Source organism: Arthrobacter methylotrophus (assembly GCF_039539965.1).
In the GTDB taxonomy this organism is placed as follows: Bacteria; Actinomycetota; Actinomycetes; order Actinomycetales; family Micrococcaceae; genus Arthrobacter; species Arthrobacter methylotrophus.
Window position 1 is genome coordinate 229,423 of sequence record NZ_BAABED010000001.1, and the last position, 23,340, is coordinate 252,762.

The window sequence follows — 23,340 nt, forward strand, 5'->3', positions numbered from 1 at the left end:
CCCTCCGGCGGGCGTCCGCGACGGCGGCGCTCAACTTCGCGGTAACCGCGCCTCCGGTGGGGGTCACTGCCAGTACCCCTCACGGTAGAGACTCCCTCATTTTTCCGGCAGGTTATTTCCTTAACCCATGACACACCCCGAAACCACGTTGCCGGCTCCGGTTCCCCCGTCGGACATGGCCGATGGCCCACGGGCACGCCTCACGCTCGCGATTGCGTCCCTGGGATTCTTTTTGATCACCTTGGATATCCTGATCGTCAACGTCGCGCTCACCAGTATCGGGCGGGAACTCGGCGGCGGGCCGGCCGGGCTGCAGTGGGTCATCGACGGGTACACGCTGATGTTCGCCGCGTTGTTGCTGTTTGCAGGCAACCTGTCGGATCGGATCGGCGCGAAGACCGCGCTGGGATGGGGTATCGCGCTGTTCCTCGCGTCGTCGGTCGCCTGCGCACTAGCGCCGACGTCGGGGGTTCTCATTGCTGCCCGCTTCCTTCAAGGGGGAGCGGCATCCATCATGTTGCCGGCATCGATGGCACTGATTCGACAGGCCTTTCCGGATCCCCGCCGTCGGGCACACGCCCTCGGGATCTGGGCCGTCGGAGGGGCCGTCGCCGGCGCTGTCGGCCCCTTGGTCGGCGGCCTGCTCACCACGGTGAACTGGCGACTCGTGTTCGGCATCAACCTTCCGGTCTGCATTGCGATGCTCGTACTTCTGGCCTCCGTTGCCACCTCGCCCCGCCGCCCCAGCCCTTTCGACTGGGCCGGTCAGGCCGCAGCGGTCGTCGCCCTGACCGCGTCGATGTACGGGCTCATCACGGGTGGTTCCGAGGGTTTCGGCACGGTGACCGTGGTGGCCAGCCTGGTGCTCGCAGCCCTCAGCCTTGCAGCTTTCCTCCTGATCCAGGCGCGCGTGCGGAACCCGATGATGCCCCTTGGGCTGTTTCGCTCCGCTGGCATGCGGATCTCCCTCTCGGTGGGATTCGCGTTCATGATGGGCCACTTCGGGACGGTCTTTGTTGTCAGCCTCTTTCTCCAACAACACCTTGGCCTGACCCCACTTCAGGCTGGTTTCGCTTTCCTTCCTTCTGCGGCATTCAGCATCGTCGGCAACATCGTCAGCGGGAGCCTCTCGAACCGCTTCGGGACGCGGGTGCCCGTGGTGGTGGGGCTGACGTCCATGGTTTGCGGGCTCGTCGCCATGCTCCTCACTGCGCCGCTTGGATCTCCGCTCCTCGTCGCATTGTTCCTGATCCTGACGGGTTCCGGCGGATCAATCGCGATGCCGCAAGTCACCGCCGTCGTCCTCGCAAGCGTGCCTGGCGACAAGGCGGGCACGGCAAGCGCAGTGTTCAACACATTCCGTCAGGTGGGCGGCGCCGTCGCGATCGCGGTTTTCGGCGCGCTGATCGCCGGCCGCGGCGGCTTCGTCCAAGGAATGCAGACGAGCTTCATTATCGCGGCGTCCCTGCTCCTGCTCACCGCCATCGCGAGCCTTTTCATCCACGTTCCGGCCAGGGCTCAGGGGAACGCGCCGTCCCGCTCATTCATGCTCCGACGTAGGCCGCCAAGTGCTTGCCCGTGAGGGTGGAACGAGCCTCGACGAGATCGGCTGGCGTGCCCTCGAAAACGACCTGTCCGCCGTCGTGGCCAGCGCCCGGGCCGAGGTCGATGATCCAGTCAGCGTGCGCCATGACTGCTTGGTGGTGTTCGATGACGATGACCGACTTCCCGGAGTCGACGAGCCGGTCGAGGAGGCCCAGCAGGTTCTCGACGTCCGCGAGGTGGAGGCCGGTGGTCGGTTCGTCGAGGACGTAGACATCGCCCTTCTCCGCCATCTGGGTGGCCAGCTTGACGCGCTGCCGTTCGCCGCCGGAGAGCGTGGTGAGCGGCTGCCCGAGCGTGAGGTAACCAAGTCCGACGTCGACCAGCCGGTCGAGGATCTTGTGGGCGGCAGGCGTGCGCGCCTCTCCTTCGCTGAAGAACTCCGCCGCCTCGGTCATGGACATCGCCAGGACGTCGGCGATGTTGCGACCGCCCAGCGTGTATTCGAGCACGGAGGCCTGGAAACGCCTGCCCTCGCACTCCTCACACGTGGACTCCACGGTCGCCATGACGCCCAGTTCGGTGAAAATCACCCCCGCGCCGTTGCAGCTGGGGCAGGCGCCTTCCGAATTGGAGCTGAACAGCGCAGGCTTCACGCCGTTGGCCTTCGCGAACGCTTTACGGATCGGCTCGAGCAGTCCGGTATAGGTCGCCGGGTTGCTGCGCCGCGAACCCTTGATCGCGGCCTGGTCGATGACCACCACACCTTCCCTGCCAGCTACGGAACCGTGGATCAGCGAGCTCTTCCCGGAACCCGCCACGCCCGTGACCACGCAGAGAACGCCCAGCGGCACGTCGACGTCGACGTCGCGGAGGTTGTGCGTCGAGGCGCCGCGCACCTCGAGGGCCCCCGACGACGTCCGGGCCGATTCCTTGAGCCGCGCCCTATCGTCGAGGTGCCGTCCGGTGATGGTGTCACTCTGCCGCAAGCCCTCCACGGTGCCCTCGAAGCAGACGCTACCGCCCTTGGTACCGGCGCCGGGACCAAGGTCGACCACGTGGTCGGCGATCGCGATGGTCTCCGGCTTATGCTCGACAACCAGCACCGTGTTGCCCTTGTCCCGGAGCTGCAGCAGCAGTTGGTTCATCTTTTCGATGTCGTGGGGATGCAGGCCAATGGTCGGCTCGTCGAAGACATACGTAATGTCGGTGAGGGACGAGCCGAGGTGGCGGATCATTTTGGTTCGCTGTGCCTCGCCACCGGACAGCGTGCCGGCCGGCCGGTCCAAGGAGAGGTAACCCAGGCCGATTTCGGCGAACGAGTCGAGGAGGTGCCGCAGGCCCGCGAGAAGCGGCGCGACCGACGGTTCCTGGAGCCCCCGGACCCAGTCGGCCAGGTCGCTGATCTGCATTTGGCACAGCTCGGCGATGTTCTTGCCCTGGATCTTCGAGGACCGGGCCTCCGGGCTGAGCCGGGTGCCGTCGCACTCGGGGCAGGCTTGGAAAGTGATGGCGCGCTCCACGAAAGCCCGAACATGCGGCTGCATCGCGTCCACGTCCTTGGAGAGCATCGACTTCTGGATCTTCGGTATCAAGCCCTCGTAGGTGAGGTTGATGCCTTCGACCTTGATCTTGGTCGGCTCCTTGTAAAGAAGGTCGTCCAACTCCCTCTTGGTGAACTTCGAGATCGGCTTGTCCATGTCGAAACCGACGCCGCTGAAAATGCGGCCATACCAGCCGTCCATGCTGTAGCCGGGGATGGTCAAGGCACCCCCGGCTAGCGACTTGCTGTCATCGTATAGCGCCGTGAGATCGAAATCGGAAACCGAGCCCATGCCTTCGCAGCGCGGACACATGCCGCCAAGATAGACCGCGTTCCGGACCACGCTCTTCTCGACCCTGCCGCCCTTATCCGTGCTCATCACCCCGCTCGCCTTTCGCGTCGGGACATTGAACGAGAACGCCGTGGGCGGCCCGACGTACGGCGAGCCAAGCCGGCTGAAGAGGATGCGCAGCATGGCGTTGGCATCAGTGGCCGTGCCGACAGTGGAACGGGGGTTCGCACCCATCCGCTCCTGGTCGACAATGATGGCCGTGGTAAGTCCCTCAAGCCGGTCGACGTCGGGCCGGGAGAGGTTCGGCATGAAACCCTGCACGAAGGCGCTGTACGTCTCGTTGATCATCCGCTGCGACTCGGCGGCGATCGTGGCGAACACGAGCGAACTCTTGCCCGAGCCGGAGACGCCAGTGAACACTGTCAGGCGGCGCTTCGGTATCTCAACGGTCACGTCCTTGAGGTTGTTCTCGCGCGCACCCTGGACCCGGATCAGATCGTGGGTGTCGGCAACATGCGTCTCAGGCGACTGTGTTTCCGTCCGCGCGTCCGTTCCGGTGGTAGTGCTCATCGTGTCTCCATCTGTTACGCGGGACCGCGTTTGCGCTCTCCGTCGGCGTCTGGCTCTATCTAACCAGCTTCGAGTAGTACGTCCTTGGCGGTGACTCAGGGATCCTGAAGCAGCCCGAGGACGTTGCCATCCGGATCGGTGACGGTTGCTACCAAACGGCCGCCACCGACGTCATGGGCTGCTTCCTTCACGGTGGCGCCCGCGGCGGTGACTTCCGCCAGCTTCGCCTCGATGTCCGAAACGTGCCAGTACGCTACGGGCGAGGTCATTCCTTGCGGGCCGCCGCCCGGGACCAGCCCGATGTGCTGCCCCGCGGCATCGAAGCCAACGTAGTAGGGACCATCAGCTTGTGGTTGTATGCCAAGCAGGGCGGAGTACACGGCTTTCGCTGCGGCGAGATCGGAAACGGGATGCAGCACGGTCTTGATTCCCTCGGTGGAAGAACCGCTCATGATTTCTCCTGAAGTCGTTGCGGGACGAAGCTGTCGTGGACGGTGTTGTCCATGACCGCCATTCTAGGCGCGGGCAGTGAGAGGCGCTTCTCCAATCCTGACGGGTCTGGTTGCGGACTTAGACCCCGCCCCCGAGGTGCTGGATCAACGCATCGAGAATCGGCACTTGGCCGCCAACCAATTTGGTACGGGCAACACTTGCCGTGGCCCAGACGGCGTCGTCGATCTCCGGGTAGCTCCGGACCACACCGGATCCCTTCGGCCACTCCAGGTCAAAGGTGTTGCTCACGATTTTCTCGGGGTCAAAGTCAGACTCTGCCGCGAAGGCCGTGATGAGCTTGCCCGACGGTTGCCGGAAGGTGCCCAGCTCGAGGTATCCGACGGCGGGTGCGGCAACGCCCATCTCTTCCGCGAATTCACGCTTGGCAGCCACCAGGGGATCCTCGTCTTCGAGGTATTCGCCCTTGGGGATGGACCACGCGCGCTCATCCTTGCGGGCCCAGAATGGTCCGCCCATGTGAGCTATCCACACTTCCAGTTCCGCGTTGGGGCTCTCGCGGTACAAAAGGATTCCTGCGCTTCGAACGGTCATTGTATCCGCGTTTCTTCCGGTTTCAGCCGGTGTAGCCCTCCACCTGTTTGGGCGGCCGTGGTTTGGCGTCGTTCGGGTTCTCGCCGTATTGCCTCTTGGCCCGCCGTTGCCGCAGCAAGTCCCAGCACTGATCCAAGTCCTGTTCGAGGTGCTCCAGCCTTGCGCGGTCAGGGGCATGCCCAGGGCCCGGTGGGGCTGCCTCTGCCTTTTCTCGGAGCTCCCGCTCCTCCTCCACAAGCGACTGGATACGGTCGAGAATGCCCTTTTCGTCCATGGAGTCCTTCTTCCTGAAGTAGCCGTTACCAGTCAGCGTAATGAGGTGCGCTGGGCGTGGCCAGAGGGGCACGTTGCCTGGACCATCCCGGCAACTTCCCGATTGCGGAATACTTGGATTCAGGTCCAGGATTTCCGCAAGCGAAGGCGGTTTGAACCGTGAACGGTGAAAACAGTGCGTTCAGGCACCGGCTGGAGCGTGCCATGGAGCTGCGAACTCTGCGCGCCACCGGCATGACAGCCGAGGAAGAAGCCGAACTTGAGGCCGCCGAGGAAGAAGAGCGGCGGAAGCGCAAGAAGGTGGGCGACGCGGCGCGGGTCGAGTACTTGATCCGCGATGCCATGGCGCAAGGAAAGTTCGACAACCTGAAGTACTCAGGCAAGCCGATTCCCGGGCTGGGGGAGCGCTACGATCCCGATTGGTGGGTCAAAGGCCTCATCCAGCGCGAGCACCTCAGCGGCCTGGGCCCCAAGGCCATCCTGCTGCGCACGGAAGACGCCGAATTGGATGCGAAGCTCGATGCCCTGTACTCAGAGACGCAAGTGCGCGAGGTGGTGGAGGACTTCAACGCCCGGGTCATCGACGCGCGCCGCCAGCTCCAGGGAGGACCTCCGGTGATCACAAAGACCCGCGACGTCGGCGTCGAGCTGGAGCGCTGGCGCGAGCGCCGGGCCGCTGCCCAGGCTGCCGCCGCGGCCCGGGAATCCCTGAACCAGGACCTTGCGAGCAAACAGCCGTGGTGGCGCCGCATCTGGAACGGATCGGGCTAGGCCAGGCCGTCAGCGATTCGCTTGGGTGGTGAATGCGGGCGTTCCGGCCAGCCGGCCGCCGTCGACGGCCACAACGGTTCCAGTGACGAAAGACGATTGCTCTGAACAGAGCCAGAGGGCCGCGGCGGCGATATCGGCGGTTGTGCCGATCCGGCCCAGCGGAACAGCCGCAGCGACGCGCTCCCGGGCGGCTTGGCCCGCGCCTGCAAGCCGTTCGGTGAGGATGGGTCCGGGAGCGATCGCGTTGACCCGGATGCCTTCGGAGGCATAATCGAGCGCGGCAACCCGGGTGAGGCCCCCGACACCGAATTTGCTCGCCACGTAGCCGCTCATCCCGGCGACGCCTTGTTCGCCGGCCGTGGAGGACATGTTCACGATTGCCCCGCCGTTTCCGCCGGCCAGCATGAGCTCAATTTCGTATTTCAGGCAGAGGAACACTCCGCGAAGGTTTACTGAGACGGCACTGTCGAATTCCTCGCTCGCCCACTCGGCCAGCGGCGCCGGGATCCGCCCGCCGCCCGCGGCGTTGTTGACCGCCACATCGAGCCGGCTGAAACGGTCCCGGATCCGGGAGAGCAGGGCTTTCACGGAGTCCTCATTCCCCACGTCCGCGGTCATCGCCACGGCACTGCCGCCCGCCGAAGCGATCGCGGCGACCTTCTCGGACAAGCGCGCGCCGTCCCGGGCGGCAAGGACAACTTGTGCCCCGGCGCCGGCAAGCGCCATGGCGATCTCCGCACCGATCCCGCGGCTGGCTCCGGTGACGAGCGCGACTTTGCCGGACAGCGGCCGGAGGGGATCCGCCGTCGTCATGGCGTTGCCCGGGTGGGGTGGGGCGCGCGCGATCGCGGCTCCCGGTTCGCGGCCGCCCGGGTGTGCGGCAGCAGGAACCCTACGGCAACTAGCCAGAGGAGGCCGCCGAAGCGCCCGATGGGAAGCAGGAATTGCAGCGGCTCGATCGCCATGGACAGGAAGCTCAGTTCGGAGAGGGCGGCAAGGGCAAGGCCCGCCCAGGCCAACCAGCGGGGCACGAACCGCAGGATCAGGGCCGGCACTGCGATGCCCGCCACCATCAAGCCGATTCCGACGACGAAGCCGACCCCTCCGGTGATGAACGCAAGGAACGCGAGGGCGTGGGTGAGCGTCGCATCCGTGGTGATTTCGGGCCGGCTCAAGAGCCACGTCACGGAACCCGAGAACATGAGGAAGATGGCCGCAGTGACGCCTCCGAAAAAGCCGATGGCCGGCCCGGGAACGCGCACGCCCAGCCGAAGCTGCCGGGCGTAGACGGTGGCGGCATAGATCCCCAGCGGCACTGCGGAGCCGAATTGGAGCATGCCGCCGACCCGCATCGCGGCAACGTTTTGCTGGAAGAAGGCGGCCACTTGCCCCGCCGGGGCGAAGGGCGAAACGAACGTTTGGCCGCCGCTCAGGATTGCGGACGTGATGAGGCTGGCCAGGAAAATGCCCAGGCTGACGAGGGCAAGGATGCCGGGGTGCGGGCCGCCTTGCCTGGCCCGGCTGGCGTCACCGGGAATCGAACGACTGCTCATGGCTGAACCTTTCGTAATTGCATCACTACTCAAATAGTTCACCTATGGAATTGTTCTGTCAAGCATGTATTCTGGATGCATGGACTTAGCCACACCGGGCCGGCCGAAACGGACCGCTTTTCTCTTGTCGCAGTTGGGGGCCGTGGCGTCCTCCCGTTTTGCCGATCGCACGCGGGGCATCGGCCTCACGCCCGGCGACGCCGGCGTCATCCGCCTGCTCGGGCGTGCCCCCGGCTTGAGCCAACGCTCCCTCGCAGACAGGCTGGGCGCCGTCCCCAGCCGGGTGGTTTCACTCATCGACTCACTCGAGGAACGCGGCCTCGTGGAGCGGGTGCGCAGCAACACCGACCGGCGGAACTATGAACTCCACCTCACCGACGCGGGCAAGGGCGCACTGCGGGAACTTCGGGAGATTGCCGAACAGCACGAAGCGGAGCTCCTGGCCCCGCTGACAGGCGCGCAGATCGCGCAACTGGACGAGCTGCTGGCACAGCTCGCCAACGGGCACGGCCTGGACAAGGACCTGCACGGCGGCACCGGAAGCGACGCCGGACCCGAGGCCCGCGACGGTGGTCTCGCCGGCCGGCCCGACGGCGGACGAAGGACTTGATCGGACGCCCGGACCGGGTGCCGGCGCCGGACATGGACATGTGAAAGGCGCCACACTTGACGCCGCATTGTGGGGAATAGCAGCAGGATGGTGTATGTTGCACATTCGCCAGTCAATACACAAGAGAAGAGATAAACCCCAAGTGGCAACCGATTACGACGAACTCCGCTCCGACGTCGCGGAATCCCAAAGCACGTCACTTCAGGCCCTGCAGTCCGCCAATGCACCGGACGCCCGCAGCGTTGTACGGGAACTGGACGAGGCCGATGCGTTTGAAGGCAACGAGGTGCCCGGCGGCGAATTCGTGGCCGAGGAACTGGTCATTGCGGTCGTCCCGCAGAAGGAGGACGAGTTCACGTGCTTCTCGTGCTTCCTCGTTCGCCACCGCTCCCAGATTGCCCGAGAAAAGAATGGCCACGCCTACTGCGTAGAGTGCGAAGGCTGAGGCTGCGAGGCGTAGTCCTTTCCGTCACAGGCTAGTCAAGCGCTTCTTCTTAGCGAGCTTTTCATAGCGGCGCTCGGAATCAGTTGCTCGCTGCTCTTCAGCAGCGAGCACGCGGCCAAAGGCTGAATTGTTCTCGGTGGATCCTCCGGTGTCATGTATGAGGCGAAGCAGCACCGACTGCGCGATGACGCTGTCCTGGTGCTCACCCAGGATTTTCTGGATCTTTTGCGCATCACGGGCCAAGCGCGCAGCGGGCTTTCCGTGGACGTCCCGCAGCGCCTCGGCCGCATGCCGTAGCCTTTTTGCGTCTTTGCGGACCTGGTGCAATGCCTTGTCACGTTGTGCGCCGGCCTGCCGTGCTGCTTCCTTCTGGGATCGGTGCACCCGCTTGATGGCTTTTGCTGCCAGCTTGGCTGTGACGGGACGGGCCTTCTTTCCTGCACGCGGAGTTACAGGAGGCTCGTCGCGGAACGCCTCAAGCGCATCCAAGAGCTGGAAATAGCGTTTCGTTCCCAAGGATCGGAGCATCTGGCGGTAACCGGAGTTGAAGGCGTCTTCGAGTTCGTCCGTGAGCTTGGCGGCAGCCGGACCAGACAGGAGTCCATCGGGTTGGGTATTTAGCAATTCCCCGATCCGGTCGCGCAGCACCTCGGCGTCCCGGGCCTTGCCCAGGACCTTAGTCAGCCATTTCAGTTCAGTCTTGAGGCGGCTCCGGGCGTCGGCGTCGAACAACTTGCCGTAGGCGGACAGGGCCGAGCGGAGCCGGCGGAGGGCCGAGCGCATGCGGTGAACGGCGTCGTCCGCACCTTGCCGAACTCCGGAATCCAGTGTGGTGACTTCAGCGATTTGTGCGGCCATGTATGCCACTATCGCGTCTCCGGCAGAACCTTTCGGGCGTGCTTTAGGCGGTGCAGGCATGGGGAGCGGCCAGGCTGTCCCGAACGCACGGGCCAGTTTCGAGGCATGCGCGGACCGGGTCGCGCCTGCCAGCGAAACGACGTGCTCCGCACTCTCCAGGAGATCTTGATCGCCATGGACCAGTTCGATTTCCCATTCCCGCCATTGCCTCTCCACTTGCACCGGGTGCAACGTCTCGGCTGTCACGTGGTCATCGGCGAAATCGGCCAGTGTGAGGTCGTCGCTTCCATGCAGTCGAAGCAGAGTCCGGCGGGTGTGGATCCGGGCCGTGGGCCTTAGTTCGTTGCCGCGGGTGAACACCAGGAGTCTCTCGGCCAACTCCTCGGGGACGGTCTCGGGCTGTCCCAGCGGTGCGTGGATCTCGATGCGACTGTCCTGCTCAGCCGGCAGTTTCAGATGCCAGCCGGCATCGGTGCCTCCAGTACGGCGCCGCAACGTGATGCGATGCCGAGCCAGGGCGAGGTCTGCTGTGTCGAAATAGACGGCTTCAAGGTGATGGTCGACAGGGTTAGCTATCTGTTCCACGCCGGTGATATCCCCGAGCGCGGGGAGGGGCGTCTCCAGGTCAGCGTCATACTTGCGTTCGGTTTCCACGGATTCCAGGGTGGACATGGCGTCCTCGCCTTTCGCGTCGCTGATACAGGCATGTATAGGCATCGTCCCACGCGTCCGCCTCCCGGGAAAGGCTCGCAGCACTTCTCCGGCGGTCCTGGCGCTGGTGGACTTTCCAAGCTCGCGGCAGCTGATTCCCTAGACCGGAGTCAGTCCAGGCCCTAAGATCGCTCTGACGGCACCAGCCCTGCGCTGAGCGATGTCCGTCACGGTCTCACCTAAAACGTGAGCGCCGGGTCCGTTCATCGACTCCCCCAAAGTCCACGAACGGGCCCGGTCGACATCGCTTTGACCACTTGTCCCGTGGCGAAATCAACTTGTCCCGCGGCGAAATCAACGCGGACTCGTACGCTGAAGCGATAGTTAGCGAGTAATTACTCGTAGATGGTGACTGTAACCCGACAACGGAGGATGCTTGATTGTTGGGAGGGAAAATCATGACACGAGATGTTAGTCATTTCGAGCGCCTTTCGGCGTGGACCGAAAACGATATGAAGCCAGCCGTCGGCAAGCTCTTGCGCGGTGATGGCTTGCCTTCCGACGCCCGGGAAAGCAGCCGTCCCTCGCCCCTGGACTTCCAGATCCCCGAGGAACTGGACCGCGCCCTGGAGTCGGCTTCCCAAACACTCAGCCTCACGCCCAGCGAGATCTTGCGGGAGGCCTTGTCTGAATGGCTGGGGAGCCACGGACAGCCGGCCACGGGCCATCACCCGTTTGGGAAGCACACCGCGCTGTAACGAGTGCCGGACCAAGCCGCTTTTAGCTGCCGCAGTACTTGCTGTAAGCGGTGCCGGCGTTCTGGTAACCAGTCTTCAGCGAATCGAGCTTCGCGGAATCCGGGTTGTCCTTCACCGACTCGTCCAGATAGTCCACGATTGCCTTCAACGTCGGCTTCAGCTCGTCTGAGGAGACAGCCTCGATGGGGCGGATCTGGTTGGCGAACTTGATCATTCCAGTCTTGTCTGTGCTGTTCGTGGGGTTCGAGATGACGGTCTTGACCCGGCTGCAGGTGTCCGCGGTGCTCAGCTGCTGCGGTGCGGAGCAGGCTGAAGCGGAGAGGAGGAGCCCGGCCGCGAGTAGGGTAGTGGTGATTTTCTTCATGGTTCCCTCAGTAGTTGCTGACGTCTGATTGTAAGCAGACGCCGAGCGGCACCCAATGCAGGTTTCGCCGTCGGAACGGTCTATTGCCTGCAGCGTGGGTCCGGTTGTGCCACTGGAGGGGTCCCTCAGCCGCCTGGCTGTGAAACCCCTCCAGTGTCTAACGCGCGGTTCGACCAGCGCCGGATCAGCGCTCGATCAGCGCTGGGGGAGGGCCTTGGTTCCTTCGATCTGCACGGCCTGCAACTTGTTCGGGTCCAGGCCAAGAGTCTTCAGGATGGTCGGGGCAATCTGGGTGGTCTCCACCGTGCTATCCACAGTGCGGGCATGGTGGTCGTTGGCGCCGGAGATCACCAGAGGCACGTCGCGGTCGTCGGCGTTGGCACCTCCGTGTTCGGCGATTTTCGACTTGCCGCCGGTGTAGACAACGCCGGTCTGGGCGATGCCCAGGATGTCCGGGTAACGGGCATCGCTGGTTTGGGTACCGAAGTAGCGGGCAACTTCGTTGCCGGCATAGACCTTGCTCAGCCCCGAGGCCGGCACAGTTTTGGCGGCGCTGTTGATGTCATTGCCGGCGGCAGAGTGCGCTGCCAAGTAGTCCTTGGCGAACTGTGCTGCTGCCTGCGAGTGGTCCGAGAGCCACAGCTGCATGATGTCGTCGTCAGTGGAGAACGCCACCAGGTCGGCGGAGCCGGGGTGGGCCGACTTCCACGCGGCGTTGAGGCCGTCGATGATTGCGCTGTCAGGCACCCTGGTCAGCGTCGAGGAGTCCATCGGTGACTGTCCGTGCTTGGCCGAGAGGATCACGGTGGTGTCCTTGGCCTGGCCCGAAGCGGCCAATGCGGACTCGAACTTGCCCACCGAAGAATTGACGAAGTCCAAGGCTTTGCTCAGGAGCGGTCCGGGAACGGCGCCGCCCTGAAGGTAGCCGCCGGTGAGGCCGTCCGACGTCGGGAGCTTCTGCGCCGTCGAAACGGACTGGAAGTTCATCCCGAAGATGCCCGGTACCGCGGCGGTCTTGGTGCCGGAATGGTCCTTGCCGCCGATCTCGTTGAGTACGGCCTGGACCTTGTAGCCGTCGTACTGCTGTGTCGCGGCGTTGTCTTGCGTCCAGTCGCCAGTGAAGGGAGCGGCGGCCTTGCTGTTGATCTCCGGGGTGAACAGGTCATCCACGCCTTTGCCGGAGGGACCGTTCAGGATTTCATAGGCCGGGTGCTTGTCCGACCACGCAGTGCTCAGGCCAGCGCTCTTGGCCACTTCGAAGACCGTGTTTACCTTCAAATACTGGTGCGGGTAGACCGGCTTGCAGCTTGCCGGGTCAACCGGGAGGGCAGCCGGGTCAAGGAGCGCGCCGGGCTGCCCCGTCATGTTCAGGATGCTGCCCGGAAGCCCGGGCAGGCCTTGGCCGGCGTCGAGGGCGTTCTGGTTCTTGTCTGCCGCTTCGGTGAATGCCACTTCGGCACCCGGCGCAGTGTTCTTGCAGTCGGTGGTGCCCGCGGGCAGGAGTGCCCTGTTGAACGTGTCGTCATAGTAGACGCCGGTGGTGCCGGGATTGCCGCCGGTCAGCTGGCCGACCAGACCGGGGAAGGAATCCGAAGGCACGGGAGTCTGGGCGTGCGTGTAGCTGGTGCCATGGTTGACCAGCGACGCCAGCGCTGACGTGGGGTGGTTCTTCACGTACAAGTCCAGGTCCTTCTGGTGGAGGCCGTCCACAGAAAGCAGCAGGACATGCTTGGAGGTTTCACCCTGACCGCCCTGGTCCTTGCTACTGTCCGGTCCCTGCTGGCCCTGGACATTCTGGCCGCCGCGTGAAGCGTCGTCGGCCATCGCTGGCGCTACCGCGGATCCGGCCATGAGCACGGCCCCCAGGACCGCTGCTGTGGCAAGCCCGTTCTTCTTGGCTGTCTTCTTCAAAATAAGGCCCTTCGCTCTTGCGTTCTTATCGATCGGAAAATGCGTCCCCGGACGATTCTTGTGTCCGGGAGGGACCTCGTAACGCCGAATTGGCTTCATCCCTGAAACGTTCACGACAGGTTCAATCAGGAGTTGCCAAACTCTTCCGAAACTCACAGAAGAAACGCGTACCCCTGAGGCGGCCCGAGGTACGGGCTCACTGGCGCTCCACGATCGGGGTCTTCAAGGCTCAGGGGGACGGACTCGCCGTCGGCGTTCCCGTCATGGACGCGGGCGGCGCCGGGAACGCTGCGGCCGGGTACAGGCGGCCCACCTGCGTCATGTAGTTCGCCCACTGAGGCCCGGCCAGCATGTAACCGTCGACGGCGGTGTAGAACTTGCCGTTGATGGTCACGTTTTGTCCGGCTCGGCTTTGCCCGGCCATGGTGTCGCCAAAGAAAGACGCGGTGGCGAGGCCCGTGGTGTATCCGACCACCCAGGTTGAGCCATTGCTATTGTTCGTTCCCGTCTTTGCCGCGGTGGGGAACAAGTCCTGGACCTTGGGTTGAATGTAGATGCCGGATCCCCGTTTCAGGACGTCCTGAAGCACGGAGTTGACCCCCCGGGCTACCTCCGGCTTGATGGCCGGGCGGCAGGAAGCGGCTTGGGCGGGCAACTTGCTCCCGGCCGGGTCCGTCACGCTCACAATGGCGATCGGCGCGCAGTACGTCCCGTCGTTGGCGAAAGTCGCAAAGGCACTAGCCATCACCAGCGGCGATACTTCGGTGCCGCCAAGGAGGTTGCCTAGCTGGTGCATGTTCACGGGGGCGTTGTCCACTCCACTATGGAGGCCCACTGCATCGACTACTTTCTGGATGCCGCAGAAGTCCAGTTGGCTTGCCTCGGCAAAGGTTGCCGTGTTGATGGAGTTGTAGAGCCCGTAGTTGACGGGCATGGGACGGTAGTAGCCCTCGTCGTTGTTGCGGAGATCGTCAGCTGTGCCAAGGCCGGCGATTTCCTGGGCCGTGCTGTATCCGCCCAGGACTTTTCCACAGCTGTCTCTCCAGGGGAATCCGAGGGGATAGACCCTCCTTGACGCGTCCACCACGGTGGTCATTGACTTGCCCTCGTTGAGCCACTCCGTGAAAGTGAACGGCTTCATGGCCGAACCTGGCTGGAACCCTCCGGCTCCGTTGAGGTCATTGCCGTTGGCGTCCTTGGAATCGACATTGAAATTCAGCTGCGTATCGAATTTGCCGGGCTCGGGCAGAAATACCGTGTTTTGTGCCATGGCCAGGATCTTGCCCGTGCCCGGCTGCACCGTGACCAAGGAAGCGCCCCACTTGTCCGGGTTGGCCCCTGCCGTAGCATCGACCTGCTGTTGTGCGACTACCTGCAAGCGGCTGTCGAGCGTCGTGGTGATGGTCAAGCCACCCCGGAACAGAAGCTGTTCCCGGTCTGTGACGCTGGCACCGTAGGCCGGGTCGTTAAGGATGAGATGGGAAATGTAGTCGCAGAAGTACACTGCCGTCTCCGCGGCGGCGCAGCCTTGCCCTCCCGGGGTGATGTTGAGCTTGACGGGCGTGGCGACGGCAGCCGCGTACTCTGCTTGCTGGATCTTGTGTTGGGCGAGCATATCGGCCAGCACAAGATTGCGCCGTTTGATGGAGTTGTCCGGATGGATGGACGGATCGTAGAAACTGGGGCTGTTGACCAGCCCGGCGAGCAGGGCGGCCTGCGGAAGGCTGAGGTCCTTGGCAGAGACGCTAAAGAAATGCTGTGCTGCGGCTTCGATCCCGTACGCATCCCTGTTGAAGAAGACGATGTTCAGGTAGCCCTCGAGGATCTGGTCCTTCGTGAATTTCTTCTCGAGTTCGACGGCGAGCTTCATTTCGCGGATCTTGTCACCGAGGGTCTTCTGTCCGCTCAGGACCACGGCTCCGGTCTGCCCTGCCGCCAAACGGGACTCGTTGAGTACGTTGGTGACATATTGCTGGGTCAGGGTCGACGCGCCTTCTTTGGTGCCCTTAGTGACGTTGGAAGCCAGTGCCCGGAGAATCCCCTGGGGGTCGATGCCGCCGTGAATGTAAAAGCGGCTGTCCTCGACGGCGACGATCGCTTCCTTGATGTAGGGGGACATCTGGTCGAGGCTGACCCTCACGCGGTTCTCCGCATAGAAGGTTGCGATGGTCTTTCCGTCGGAACCAAGAACTCTGGTGGACTGTGACGGCGCATTGACGACGAGGTCACCAGGAAGGTTGTCAAAGTACTGGATGGAACCGCTGATGGCCATCCCTGCAGACGCAACACCGGGGACCACAAGCCCGGCGGCCAGAACGCCGCAAAAAGCGCTCACCACGAAGAATCCGAAGACCCTCCACAGGGCCGCGCTCAAACCCCGTTTTCGACTGTTTTTCGACGCCATTTTTCCAGCTATCAACCGTCCGTGTATCCAGAGTACGCCGCTCTTCCACGCGTCAAACAGGCCCCGAAAATCGTGGCGACACGCCCTGCGCAGTTATGTTCGTCACTTCGCCCGCGCGCTGACAGCACTCCTTGTTTGTCCGGATGCATACTGAAGATATTCGGGTGTGACGAAGGAAGGCAGGTGGGCAGCCGGTGGAGACACTCATGGCTGTTGTGCGAAGCGAATATTTTCCGGCGGGAGCGGTGTTCGTGGGCGTGCTTCTGTTTTGGACGATCGGCTTGCTCGGCGGCTTGTCCTGGTTGAGCGGAGGGCAGCCGCCCCTGGCCATCCTGACGTGGATGATCTTTATCTACGGAGTGGTTGTGCTTTCTCCGCTCGCCGGAATCTGGGCCGCAGTGGACCTGGTCCGCCGTTGGTGGCGGAACCGCCAGGCGCGCCGCCAGCAACTCGGAACGGCCGACGTCGAGTCCTCCTGATTGCGGTAGGCGATAGCCTAGGGCTTAGCCCTGCCATGATTCCCGCACCGAACGAGGAACTTTCCATGATCACACGCGTCGACGTCGATGAGGCAGCTGCCCGGATTGCCGGGAAGATCCGCCGCACTCCGGTATTCGAGGCGGATGCGGGAACGGTGCCCGGCAAATTGTGGTTCAAGTGCGAATTCATGCAGCACACGGGCACTTTCAAAGCGAGGGGTGCCTTCAACCGCGTCCTGGCGAGCCGGGAGCGCGGCGAGCTGAAGGACGACGTGGGAATCGTCGTCGCGTCAGGTGGCAACGCCGGGCTGGCGAACGCCTATGCGGCAGCGCAACTCGGCGTCCCCGCAACCGTTTTCGTCCCCGAAACGGCACCTGCCGTGAAGGTCAACAAACTCAAGGCCAGCGGTGCCACCGTGGTCCTGCGCGGAACCGAGTATGCCGAAGCGTTCGACGCCGCGCTGGCCTATGCTGCGGAATCCGGCGCCGTCTATTGTCACGCCTACGATCAGCCCGAAATTGCCGCCGGCGCGGGCACTGTCGGCTCGGAACTTCTCGAACAGCTGGGCGAAGTCGACACCGTGGTGGTGGCTGTTGGCGGCGGCGGACTCATGGCGGGAATCGCGGCCGCCGTCGAAGGTCACGCCCGGGTGATTGGCGTCGAGCCGAACAACGCACCCACCCTTCATTCGGCACTCGCCGCAGGTACACCCGTTGACGTGGCCGTGTCCGGGATCGCCGCGGACTCCCTTGGAGCCCGGCAAATCGGCCGGATCGGCTTCGAAGTGGCAGTCCGCACGGGCGTCCGGACGGTCCTGGTGTCCGACGACGACATCGCCGCCGCGCGCTCCCTCCTTTGGGAGCAGTACAGAATCGTCGTAGAGCACGGCGCAGCCACCGCGTTCGCGGCCCTGAACGCCGGAGCATACGTTCCCGCGGAAGGGGAACGCGTGGCCGTGATCCTCTGCGGAGCCAACACCGACCCCGCCACGGTCTAGAGCGGCCAGACAAGGCAACCCTGCCGCGAGCGCTCCGGAGTTGCTAAGCTCTAGCCCACATGCCGGGGCAAGAAGAACCGCTTCACGAACGGACAGTGACATTGCGATTAATCATCATGGGCCCTCCTGGCTCGGGCAAGGGCACCCAAGCTGAATACATCGCGAGGCATTTCGGTGTCCCCGCCGTCTCTACCGGGGACATTTTCCGCGCGCATGTCCTGGGCAGGACAGAACTCGGCGCCGAAGCCAGCAAGTACATGCACAGCGGTGAGTTCGTTCCGGATCACGTCACCAATGCCATGGTCCGGCAAAGGCTCGGCGACACCGATGTGCAGACAGGGTTCCTCTTGGACGGCTACCCCCGCACGACGGCGCAAATCGAGGCACTCGACGGCTTCCTGTCCAGCACTCGGCATCGGCTTGACGCGGTGGTCGAACTGACAGTCGACGACGACGAACTCGTGGCTCGCATGCTCCGCAGGGCGAAGGAACAGGGGCGCAGCGACGACACGGCGCCGGTGATCCGCCGCCGTCTGGAGCTCTATCGCGACCAGACGCGGGCCGTCGTCGAGCGGTACCTTGAGCGTGGAATCGTGCTCGCCGTGGATGGTTCCGGCCATCGTGAAGAAATCACCGCCAAAGCCATAGGCGCCATTGAATCAGCTCTAGGGAAGGGACTGTGAACGGTCAACCGTCTACCGGCCAAAGAATCGAAGACTACGCAATGATCGGGGACCTGCATACCGCGGCCCTGGTCAGCACGGCAGGCTCCATTGACTGGCTGTGCCTTCCGCGATTCGATTCGCCCGCGTGCTTCGCCGCGCTCCTGGATTCACCCAAAGCCGGCCGTTGGCTCCTTGCCCCTGAATCCGGGGGCACCTGCACGCGCCGTCAGTACCGGGACGGGACGCTCATCCTCGAAACCGAGTGGGAGACCGAGGAAGGGCACGTACGGGTCACCGACTTCATGCCGCCGCGCGATGACGTCGCGGACGTCGTCCGGATAGTTGAAGGGATCCGCGGGACGGTCAAAATGCGGGGCGAGCTGATCCTGCGGTTCGACTACGGGCACGTGGTCCCGTGGGTGCGTCGCGACAGGCACGGCCTCCACGCGGTGGCCGGCCCGGATTCCGTCTATCTCAAGACCCCGGCGCCGTTGATAGGAAAGAACTTCACCACGGTCAGCGAATTCACGGTGAATGCCGGTGACCATATCCCCTTCGTCATGACCTGGGCGCCCAGCCACGAACGGCGTCCCCGCACGGTCGAGGCAGATATCGCTTTGGATGACACAGCGGCGTTCTGGACGGAATGGTCCAAGCGTTGCACGGTCCGGGGGCCTTACCGGAAAGCGGTCCAGCGTTCGTTGATCACGCTGAAGGCTCTCACCTATGCGCCCACCGGGGGCATCGTTGCCGCTGCCACCTCTTCGCTCCCCGAGCAGATCGGTGGGCCGCGGAACTGGGACTACCGCTATTGCTGGCTGCGTGATGCCACGTTGACTCTGCAAGCCTTCCTGGCCGCTGGCTATACCGAGGAGGCCGCCGCATGGCGCCATTGGCTCCTGCGCGCTGTGGCAGGCGACCCGGCCGACCTCCAGATCATGTACAGCCTGCATGGCCACCGGAGATTGCCGGAGGCGGAGTTGGCGTGGCTTTCGGGATACCAGGGTTCTACGCCGGTACGAACCGGGAATGCGGCAGCCGAGCAGCTCCAGCTGGACGTCTGGGGAGAGGTCCTGGACTGCCTGTCCCTGACCCGCGCATCGCTGTTGACCATCGGCGATGATTCCTGGGATGTCCAGACTGCTTTGATGCGCCACCTTGAGCGCATCTGGAACCAGCCCGACAACGGGCTCTGGGAAGTGCGGGGCCCGCGGCGCCACTTCGTGCACTCCAAGGTGATGGCATGGGTCGCGGCCGACCGCATGGTCCGTGGCATCCGTGAATCGGGGATGCCCGGACCGTTGGATCGCTGGGAGGCTTTGCGGGACACCATCCACAACCAAGTCATGACCAAGGGATTCGACACCGAACGCAACACTTTCGTCCAGTCCTACGGGAGCAAGGAGCTGGATGCGAGTCTTCTCCTGATTCCCAAGGTGGGCTTCCTGCCGCACGATGATCCACGCGTTATCGGGACCATTGATGCCATCCAGCGCGAGCTGACTGAGGACGGCTTCGTGCTGCGCTACCGTCCGGCAGACAGCGACGACGGACTGCCGGGCCGCGAGGGCGTCTTCCTTGCGTGTTCCTTCTGGATGGTGGACGCGCTTCTAGGCGCAGGGCGCCATGCGGAGGCGACGGCGCTTTTCGAGAGGCTCCTCGGCTTGAGCAATGATGTGGGGCTGCTGAGCGAAGAATGGGATGCAAATGCCGGACGGCAACTGGGCAACATGCCCCAGGCCTTCAGCCACTTCGGCCTGGTTCTGAGTGCCTTGCAGCTGCACCACGGCAAAGTCCATCACAGCAACGCCCCGATTGGCGGGGTACCGCCGTCGGACTCAACGGCAGCATCGACGGAAGCGAGGGCGGCAACGAGGCCGGCGTCGTCTGCGACCTCAGGCCCGGCGTCGAACTGACGTCCGGGAGCGTTGGGGCCAGCGGAAGATCCGGCCCAGCAACGCCAGCCCGGCCCCGAGGTTGAGCATTGGGAGGTACGCCCTTGCCACCGCAGTTCCGACGGCGGGTAAGGAAGCGGCATCCGGGTAAAGCATGTAGAGGGGCTCGTACCGGGGCCGGAATTTTGCTTTGAAGGCCAGGAGGGACCTGAACCCGTACACCGGCTCCAAGGTCGCCCCCAACCAGTCGAGCAAGCGGTCGAGGTTGCCGGGAGGCCGGGATCGTGGTCTTGGCCTGGGGTTTTCGGAAGGATCCTCCTCGGCCCGCGCCAGGGGTGCTCCGGAAAGGCTCAGGAATTCGCATCCTTCGTCCTTGAGGCTGAGAGCTGCGGAAGCGATGAGGAATTCGATGCTGGCGCGGAAGCCATTGCTGCGGCGCCGCATGAAATCGAGGGTCCAGCCGACGATGTGCCCGTTGCGGTACACGGGCAACCACGACGTGACAGCGTGGACGGTATGGCGCTGGTCAATGGCGAGCAAGCAGCGGACCTCGGGATCGTCGAGCTCGTCCAGGCTGCCGAGGGTAAACCCCATCTCCGGCATGTTCTTGTCGGCCACCCATTCTTCGGAGATTTCCTCGATCTGGACCTGGACGGAGAACGGAGCCGAGGCGTAACTCGTCCATTCGTAGCGGATGCCTGCCTTCGCAGCATTGTTCAGGGCTGTACGGATGTCCTGGAACTTCTTTCCCTTGAAGGAAACCGAGTGCAGTGGCAGGACCGTCTCTTGGGCCACTTGTGCCGAACTCCAGCCGGAGGAGTCCGCGTGGTCGCGCAAACCCTGGGGTACGGAATAGAAACACGGTGTCCACCCGTTGCCCCTGCAATAGCGGGCAAATTCCGCGAAGGTGGCATTCATCTCGGATTTGGGTCCCACCGGGGCGCCGAGCGTGAGCGCAATCCCCGTGCTGACCCGATACGCGACAAAGGACTTTCCTGAAGCGGAGAACCAGTACATGTTTCCTGGCCACGTGGTCATCCAGGATAGCGAGCTGCCTTCCCCGGTCCTGATGACCTTCCGGGCGCGCTCCGTGCTGGCATCGGGCCGGGTATGCGCATGGCGGAGGAATGTCCGGAATATCAGGAAACCTGCAACGGCCCAAAAGACAACTCCGACGCCCTCGTACACGAGGACGGCGGCCGTGCCAATGGGGAAGAAAGCCGGGGGCACGTCCAGTACGAAGCCCAGTGGCAGGAAACGGTCAGGGACATCCGCGAGGAGGTCCGGCCATCCTGGCACAGGAGAGAAGTCCCGGGCCAAGACGAGAGCTGAACCGACGTACACCACACTGAGGGCAGCCGCGATGGCAAGAACCTGGAAAAGGAGGCGCCGGTAGCTCCCTTTCGGCGCCTTGACGTGAAAGAGGCGCCGGGTCGTCAAAAGAACGATGGTCAGGGCAACGGGCAGCAGCAATGGCAGGGCGAGGGTGAGCGGCTGGGAGGAGGCGGATCCCTCGATTGCGGCGATCCCTTCGCTCGCCCCGGTATCCGAAGTAGTCGGTTGCAGGACTCCGGCAATGGCAATTCCCGCCAGGACGGAAAGGCCCACCTGGATCAGCAGGACTCCCACCCAAGCGAAACGCCGTCCGCGACGTAGGCCCTCCGCGAGCAACAGCAGGAGGAACGAGGGGAGTATGGCCATAAAGAGCCCGCCGGCCCCGGCGCGCAACTGCAGTTGTGCGACGGCACAGTCCTTCGTTTGTGCCGGATCCGAGCAAAGATTCTGGAGCGTTTGGGGATCCACGGGCTGGATGTTGGTAAACAGGAACCGCAGGATCGACAACGGTCCCACCGCATGCGGGATAAGTCCGGCAACCACCGGGCCGATCGCTGACGCGGCGATGAGCAGCGATAGCAGCACGCGTGCTTCATGCCGGGAACTGAGCAGGCGCCCGAATCGCGGCCGGCGGCCCATCAGCAGTGGACCTAAGGCCACGCCTACCGCTGCGGCCCCGAGCCTCACGAGATCCGCAAACCCTCCGCTGTAGAGCGCCAGGAGCACCAACAGTGCGAAGGCGGCCAGCCTGATACGGCGCCTCCACAGGGTTGCCATGGACGCTGTTCCTGCCATGGCCGTGCCGATGATGAACGCACTCGGACCGATAAAGAGATGGCTGCCCATCTCGGTGGTCCAACTGCCCAACAAGCCTTGGGCCAAGGCCAGGAATCCAAGGGAAACACCGACGCCCAGAACCTGGCTGGAAACGGCGGCGAGGGCAAATGCCCGCCGTCCCATTCGACGTTCCAAGGGCACCCCGAGCAGCAGCACCATCAAGGTTCCCAGCACATAGCCCGCCAGGTCCTTTGCCCACAGCGCCGAAGCCATGACGGTCCACCAGTGATCGGTTACCGAACGGGGCGTCAACTCGACGTTGAGCCGCCATGGGGCGTCCGGTCCAGCAGCAAGGCTCGAGGTGAGGGCACCCAAACCCCAAAAGACGACGATAAAACCCAGGGTGAGCTGCGCCGAACGCAGTCTTCCGGTCCACGATCGTCGCGATCGGACGTCGGGGACAGGAGGGGTTCCCGGCTCGGGCGCCGGTGCGTGCACGGGGTTCCTTTCTGGGCGTTGGAAGGAAGGGATCCGAAATGAAATTCTTCCATACCGGCCGTCCTACGAGGATAGTTCCCCCCTCGTTGTGACGAGCCTTGCCCAGATCCAATAGACTCCGACTTAGCAGGTTCTCCGGTCGATTTTCTCGCTCGCAAATGGGCAGGACAGCCGCATTTGCACGTTGAGCCACAATTCCACGTTGAGACCTAGAGAAAGCAAGCCCGGGACAGGACGATGCATAAACCCCGCACATTCCATTTCGCTGCAGCCGTGATCGCCGCCGGTTTGGTGTTGGCGGGCTGCGCACAGACGCCCGCCACGTCCTCCGACGGGCCGCAGACGGCGGCGCCCGTAGCGCCCTCCGGAAGCCCGGCGGCAGCGGCCCAAACTCCCAAGAAGCCCGTCACTGGGCAGGATCCGCTCAAGCTTCCGGTGGGGTCCTTATACAAGAATCCGAGCAACAACCGGAACGAAATCATCCTCGCTGACGTTCGGCACACCGCCGTCCTTATTGGCGACTCGCAGTCGCAGCCTGAGGGATCCTGGCCGCGGGCGGCACTGGGCTCCATCGGTTACAAGGTGTACACCGTGGGCCGTGGCGGAACAGGCTTCGTGGCGGCAACGGCCACCACCGGCAATTACATCGATGCGCTGCAACGCGGAGACTGGGTGCTGCCTTTTGGGACGCCACCATTGATCGTGATCCAAGGCGGAGGCAACGACGCCGCCCACAACGTGAGCGATGAGCAGATCACGGCCAATGCCAACAGGCTTATCGCGGCGCTCAGGAAGAGGTATCCGCCGGCCAAGATCGCGATGATCGGAACTCTCGCCAAGGGCGCCAACGACGGCGGAGGCCGCCGCACCCAAGTTGACGCACTGCTGGGCAACATCGCGGCGAAAGCCGGGGCGACGTTCTTCAGCGTCGGCGACTGGGTCACCAAATATCACGTCGGAGGGGATCTCGTGGACGGCGTGCACCTGAACGCTGCCGGGCATGCCAAGCTCAGCGGTATATTGGCGGCAGATATGGCCGCAGCGGGGCTTCGCCTGCAGCCGGACCCTGCGGGCTGAGCCGCCCCCGCCATTTCGCGCCATCAG

The 23,340-nt window shown here is 63.9% G+C and carries 21 protein-coding genes; 10 read left to right on the top strand and 11 right to left on the bottom strand.

Going from position 1 to position 23,340, the window contains the following annotated elements:
- Nucleotides 1–127 precede the first annotated feature (127 nt).
- Nucleotides 128–1,582 (top strand): MFS transporter, encoded by a 1,455-nt coding sequence (locus ABD884_RS01210; RefSeq protein WP_345034322.1) that lies wholly within the window; start codon nt 128–130, stop codon nt 1,580–1,582.
- Here ABD884_RS01210 and ABD884_RS01215 read toward each other — a convergent pair.
- The 4 genes from ABD884_RS01215 to ABD884_RS01230 all read right to left on the bottom strand — a co-directional run bounded on the left by ABD884_RS01215 (nt 1,545) and on the right by ABD884_RS01230 (nt 5,337).
- Nucleotides 1,545–3,947, bottom strand: coding sequence for an ATP-binding cassette domain-containing protein (locus tag ABD884_RS01215; protein ID WP_345034326.1), 2,403 nt, complete (start codon nt 3,945–3,947; stop codon nt 1,545–1,547). The genes ABD884_RS01210 and ABD884_RS01215 overlap by 38 nt on opposite strands.
- 95 nt (nt 3,948–4,042) lie before the next feature.
- A complete protein-coding gene (locus ABD884_RS01220) occupies nt 4,043–4,399 on the bottom strand; it encodes a VOC family protein (RefSeq protein WP_345034334.1) in 357 nt (118 codons plus the stop codon).
- A gap of 118 nt (nt 4,400–4,517) precedes the next feature.
- The gene (locus tag ABD884_RS01225; protein WP_345034340.1) at nt 4,518–4,991 is read right to left on the bottom strand and encodes an NUDIX hydrolase; all 474 of its coding nucleotides are present in this window, start codon (nt 4,989–4,991) and stop codon (nt 4,518–4,520) included.
- Between the two features lie 22 nt (nt 4,992–5,013).
- The gene (locus ABD884_RS01230) at nt 5,014–5,337 is read right to left on the bottom strand and encodes a DUF2630 family protein (protein ID WP_345034345.1); all 324 of its coding nucleotides are present in this window, start codon (nt 5,335–5,337) and stop codon (nt 5,014–5,016) included.
- Nucleotides 5,338–5,423: 86 nt separating this feature from the next.
- On the opposite strand from ABD884_RS01230, the gene ABD884_RS01235 reads away from it, so the two are divergent.
- Complete coding sequence (locus ABD884_RS01235) at nt 5,424–6,035, top strand: DnaJ family domain-containing protein (RefSeq protein WP_376953642.1); 612 nt, start codon at nt 5,424–5,426, stop codon at nt 6,033–6,035.
- A gap of 9 nt (nt 6,036–6,044) precedes the next feature.
- On the opposite strand, the gene ABD884_RS01240 is transcribed toward ABD884_RS01235, so the two are convergent.
- Together ABD884_RS01240 and ABD884_RS01245 are read right to left on the bottom strand one after the other, a co-directional pair.
- Nucleotides 6,045–6,848, bottom strand: coding sequence for an SDR family NAD(P)-dependent oxidoreductase (locus tag ABD884_RS01240; protein ID WP_345034355.1), 804 nt, complete (start codon nt 6,846–6,848; stop codon nt 6,045–6,047).
- Nucleotides 6,845–7,588 (bottom strand): hypothetical protein, encoded by a 744-nt coding sequence (locus tag ABD884_RS01245; protein WP_345034359.1) that lies wholly within the window; start codon nt 7,586–7,588, stop codon nt 6,845–6,847. Before ABD884_RS01245 ends, ABD884_RS01240 begins: the two co-directional genes overlap by 4 nt.
- A gap of 79 nt (nt 7,589–7,667) precedes the next feature.
- Here ABD884_RS01245 and ABD884_RS01250 point away from each other — a divergent pair, with 79 nt between their 5' ends.
- Both ABD884_RS01250 and ABD884_RS01255 read left to right on the top strand, forming a co-directional pair.
- A complete protein-coding gene (locus ABD884_RS01250) occupies nt 7,668–8,198 on the top strand; it encodes a MarR family winged helix-turn-helix transcriptional regulator (RefSeq protein WP_345034370.1) in 531 nt (176 codons plus the stop codon).
- 142 nt (nt 8,199–8,340) lie between these two features.
- The gene (locus ABD884_RS01255; protein WP_345054348.1) at nt 8,341–8,643 is read left to right on the top strand and encodes a DUF4193 domain-containing protein; all 303 of its coding nucleotides are present in this window, start codon (nt 8,341–8,343) and stop codon (nt 8,641–8,643) included.
- A gap of 24 nt (nt 8,644–8,667) precedes the next feature.
- Here ABD884_RS01255 and ABD884_RS01260 read toward each other — a convergent pair whose 3' ends face one another.
- Nucleotides 8,668–10,218, bottom strand: a complete 1,551-nt coding sequence (locus ABD884_RS01260) for a CYTH and CHAD domain-containing protein (protein ID WP_345034378.1) — start codon at nt 10,216–10,218, stop codon at nt 8,668–8,670.
- A gap of 392 nt (nt 10,219–10,610) precedes the next feature.
- Here ABD884_RS01260 and ABD884_RS01265 point away from each other — a divergent pair, with 392 nt between their 5' ends.
- Nucleotides 10,611–10,910 (top strand): ribbon-helix-helix domain-containing protein, encoded by a 300-nt coding sequence (locus tag ABD884_RS01265; protein ID WP_345034381.1) that lies wholly within the window; start codon nt 10,611–10,613, stop codon nt 10,908–10,910.
- Nucleotides 10,911–10,932: 22 nt separating this feature from the next.
- Here ABD884_RS01265 and ABD884_RS01270 read toward each other — a convergent pair whose 3' ends face one another.
- From ABD884_RS01270 to ABD884_RS01280, 3 genes are all read right to left on the bottom strand, one after another.
- Nucleotides 10,933–11,274: a hypothetical protein gene (locus ABD884_RS01270; protein WP_345034384.1), complete on the bottom strand. Its 342-nt coding sequence runs from the start codon at nt 11,272–11,274 to the stop codon at nt 10,933–10,935.
- A 195-nt stretch (nt 11,275–11,469) separates the two neighbouring features.
- Entirely contained in the window at nt 11,470–13,284 is a 1,815-nt protein-coding gene (locus ABD884_RS01275) for an alkaline phosphatase family protein (RefSeq protein ID WP_345034402.1), read from the bottom strand.
- Nucleotides 13,285–13,414: 130 nt separating this feature from the next.
- Nucleotides 13,415–15,589: a transglycosylase domain-containing protein gene (locus tag ABD884_RS01280; RefSeq protein ID WP_345034420.1), complete on the bottom strand. Its 2,175-nt coding sequence runs from the start codon at nt 15,587–15,589 to the stop codon at nt 13,415–13,417.
- Between the two features lie 206 nt (nt 15,590–15,795).
- On the opposite strand from ABD884_RS01280, the gene ABD884_RS01285 reads away from it, so the two are divergent.
- The 4 genes from ABD884_RS01285 to ABD884_RS01300 all read left to right on the top strand — a co-directional run bounded on the left by ABD884_RS01285 (nt 15,796) and on the right by ABD884_RS01300 (nt 19,647).
- Nucleotides 15,796–16,068: a hypothetical protein gene (locus ABD884_RS01285; protein WP_345034424.1), complete on the top strand. Its 273-nt coding sequence runs from the start codon at nt 15,796–15,798 to the stop codon at nt 16,066–16,068.
- Between the two features lie 65 nt (nt 16,069–16,133).
- On the top strand, nt 16,134–17,066 hold the full coding sequence (locus ABD884_RS01290; RefSeq protein WP_345034431.1) for a threonine/serine dehydratase: 933 nt from the start codon (nt 16,134–16,136) through the stop codon (nt 17,064–17,066).
- A gap of 59 nt (nt 17,067–17,125) precedes the next feature.
- The gene (locus ABD884_RS01295) at nt 17,126–17,749 is read left to right on the top strand and encodes an adenylate kinase (RefSeq protein WP_345034438.1); all 624 of its coding nucleotides are present in this window, start codon (nt 17,126–17,128) and stop codon (nt 17,747–17,749) included.
- 41 nt (nt 17,750–17,790) lie between these two features.
- Nucleotides 17,791–19,647: a glycoside hydrolase family 15 protein gene (locus ABD884_RS01300; protein WP_376953703.1), complete on the top strand. Its 1,857-nt coding sequence runs from the start codon at nt 17,791–17,793 to the stop codon at nt 19,645–19,647.
- On the opposite strand, the gene ABD884_RS01305 is transcribed toward ABD884_RS01300, so the two are convergent.
- Entirely contained in the window at nt 19,627–22,236 is a 2,610-nt protein-coding gene (locus ABD884_RS01305; protein WP_345034449.1) for a bifunctional lysylphosphatidylglycerol flippase/synthetase MprF, read from the bottom strand. The two genes, ABD884_RS01300 and ABD884_RS01305, sit on opposite strands and share 21 nt — an antisense overlap.
- A 237-nt stretch (nt 22,237–22,473) precedes the next feature.
- Between ABD884_RS01305 and ABD884_RS01310 the strand changes: the two genes are divergently transcribed.
- Nucleotides 22,474–23,313 (top strand): SGNH/GDSL hydrolase family protein, encoded by an 840-nt coding sequence (locus ABD884_RS01310; protein ID WP_345034456.1) that lies wholly within the window; start codon nt 22,474–22,476, stop codon nt 23,311–23,313.
- Nucleotides 23,314–23,340 lie beyond the last annotated feature (27 nt).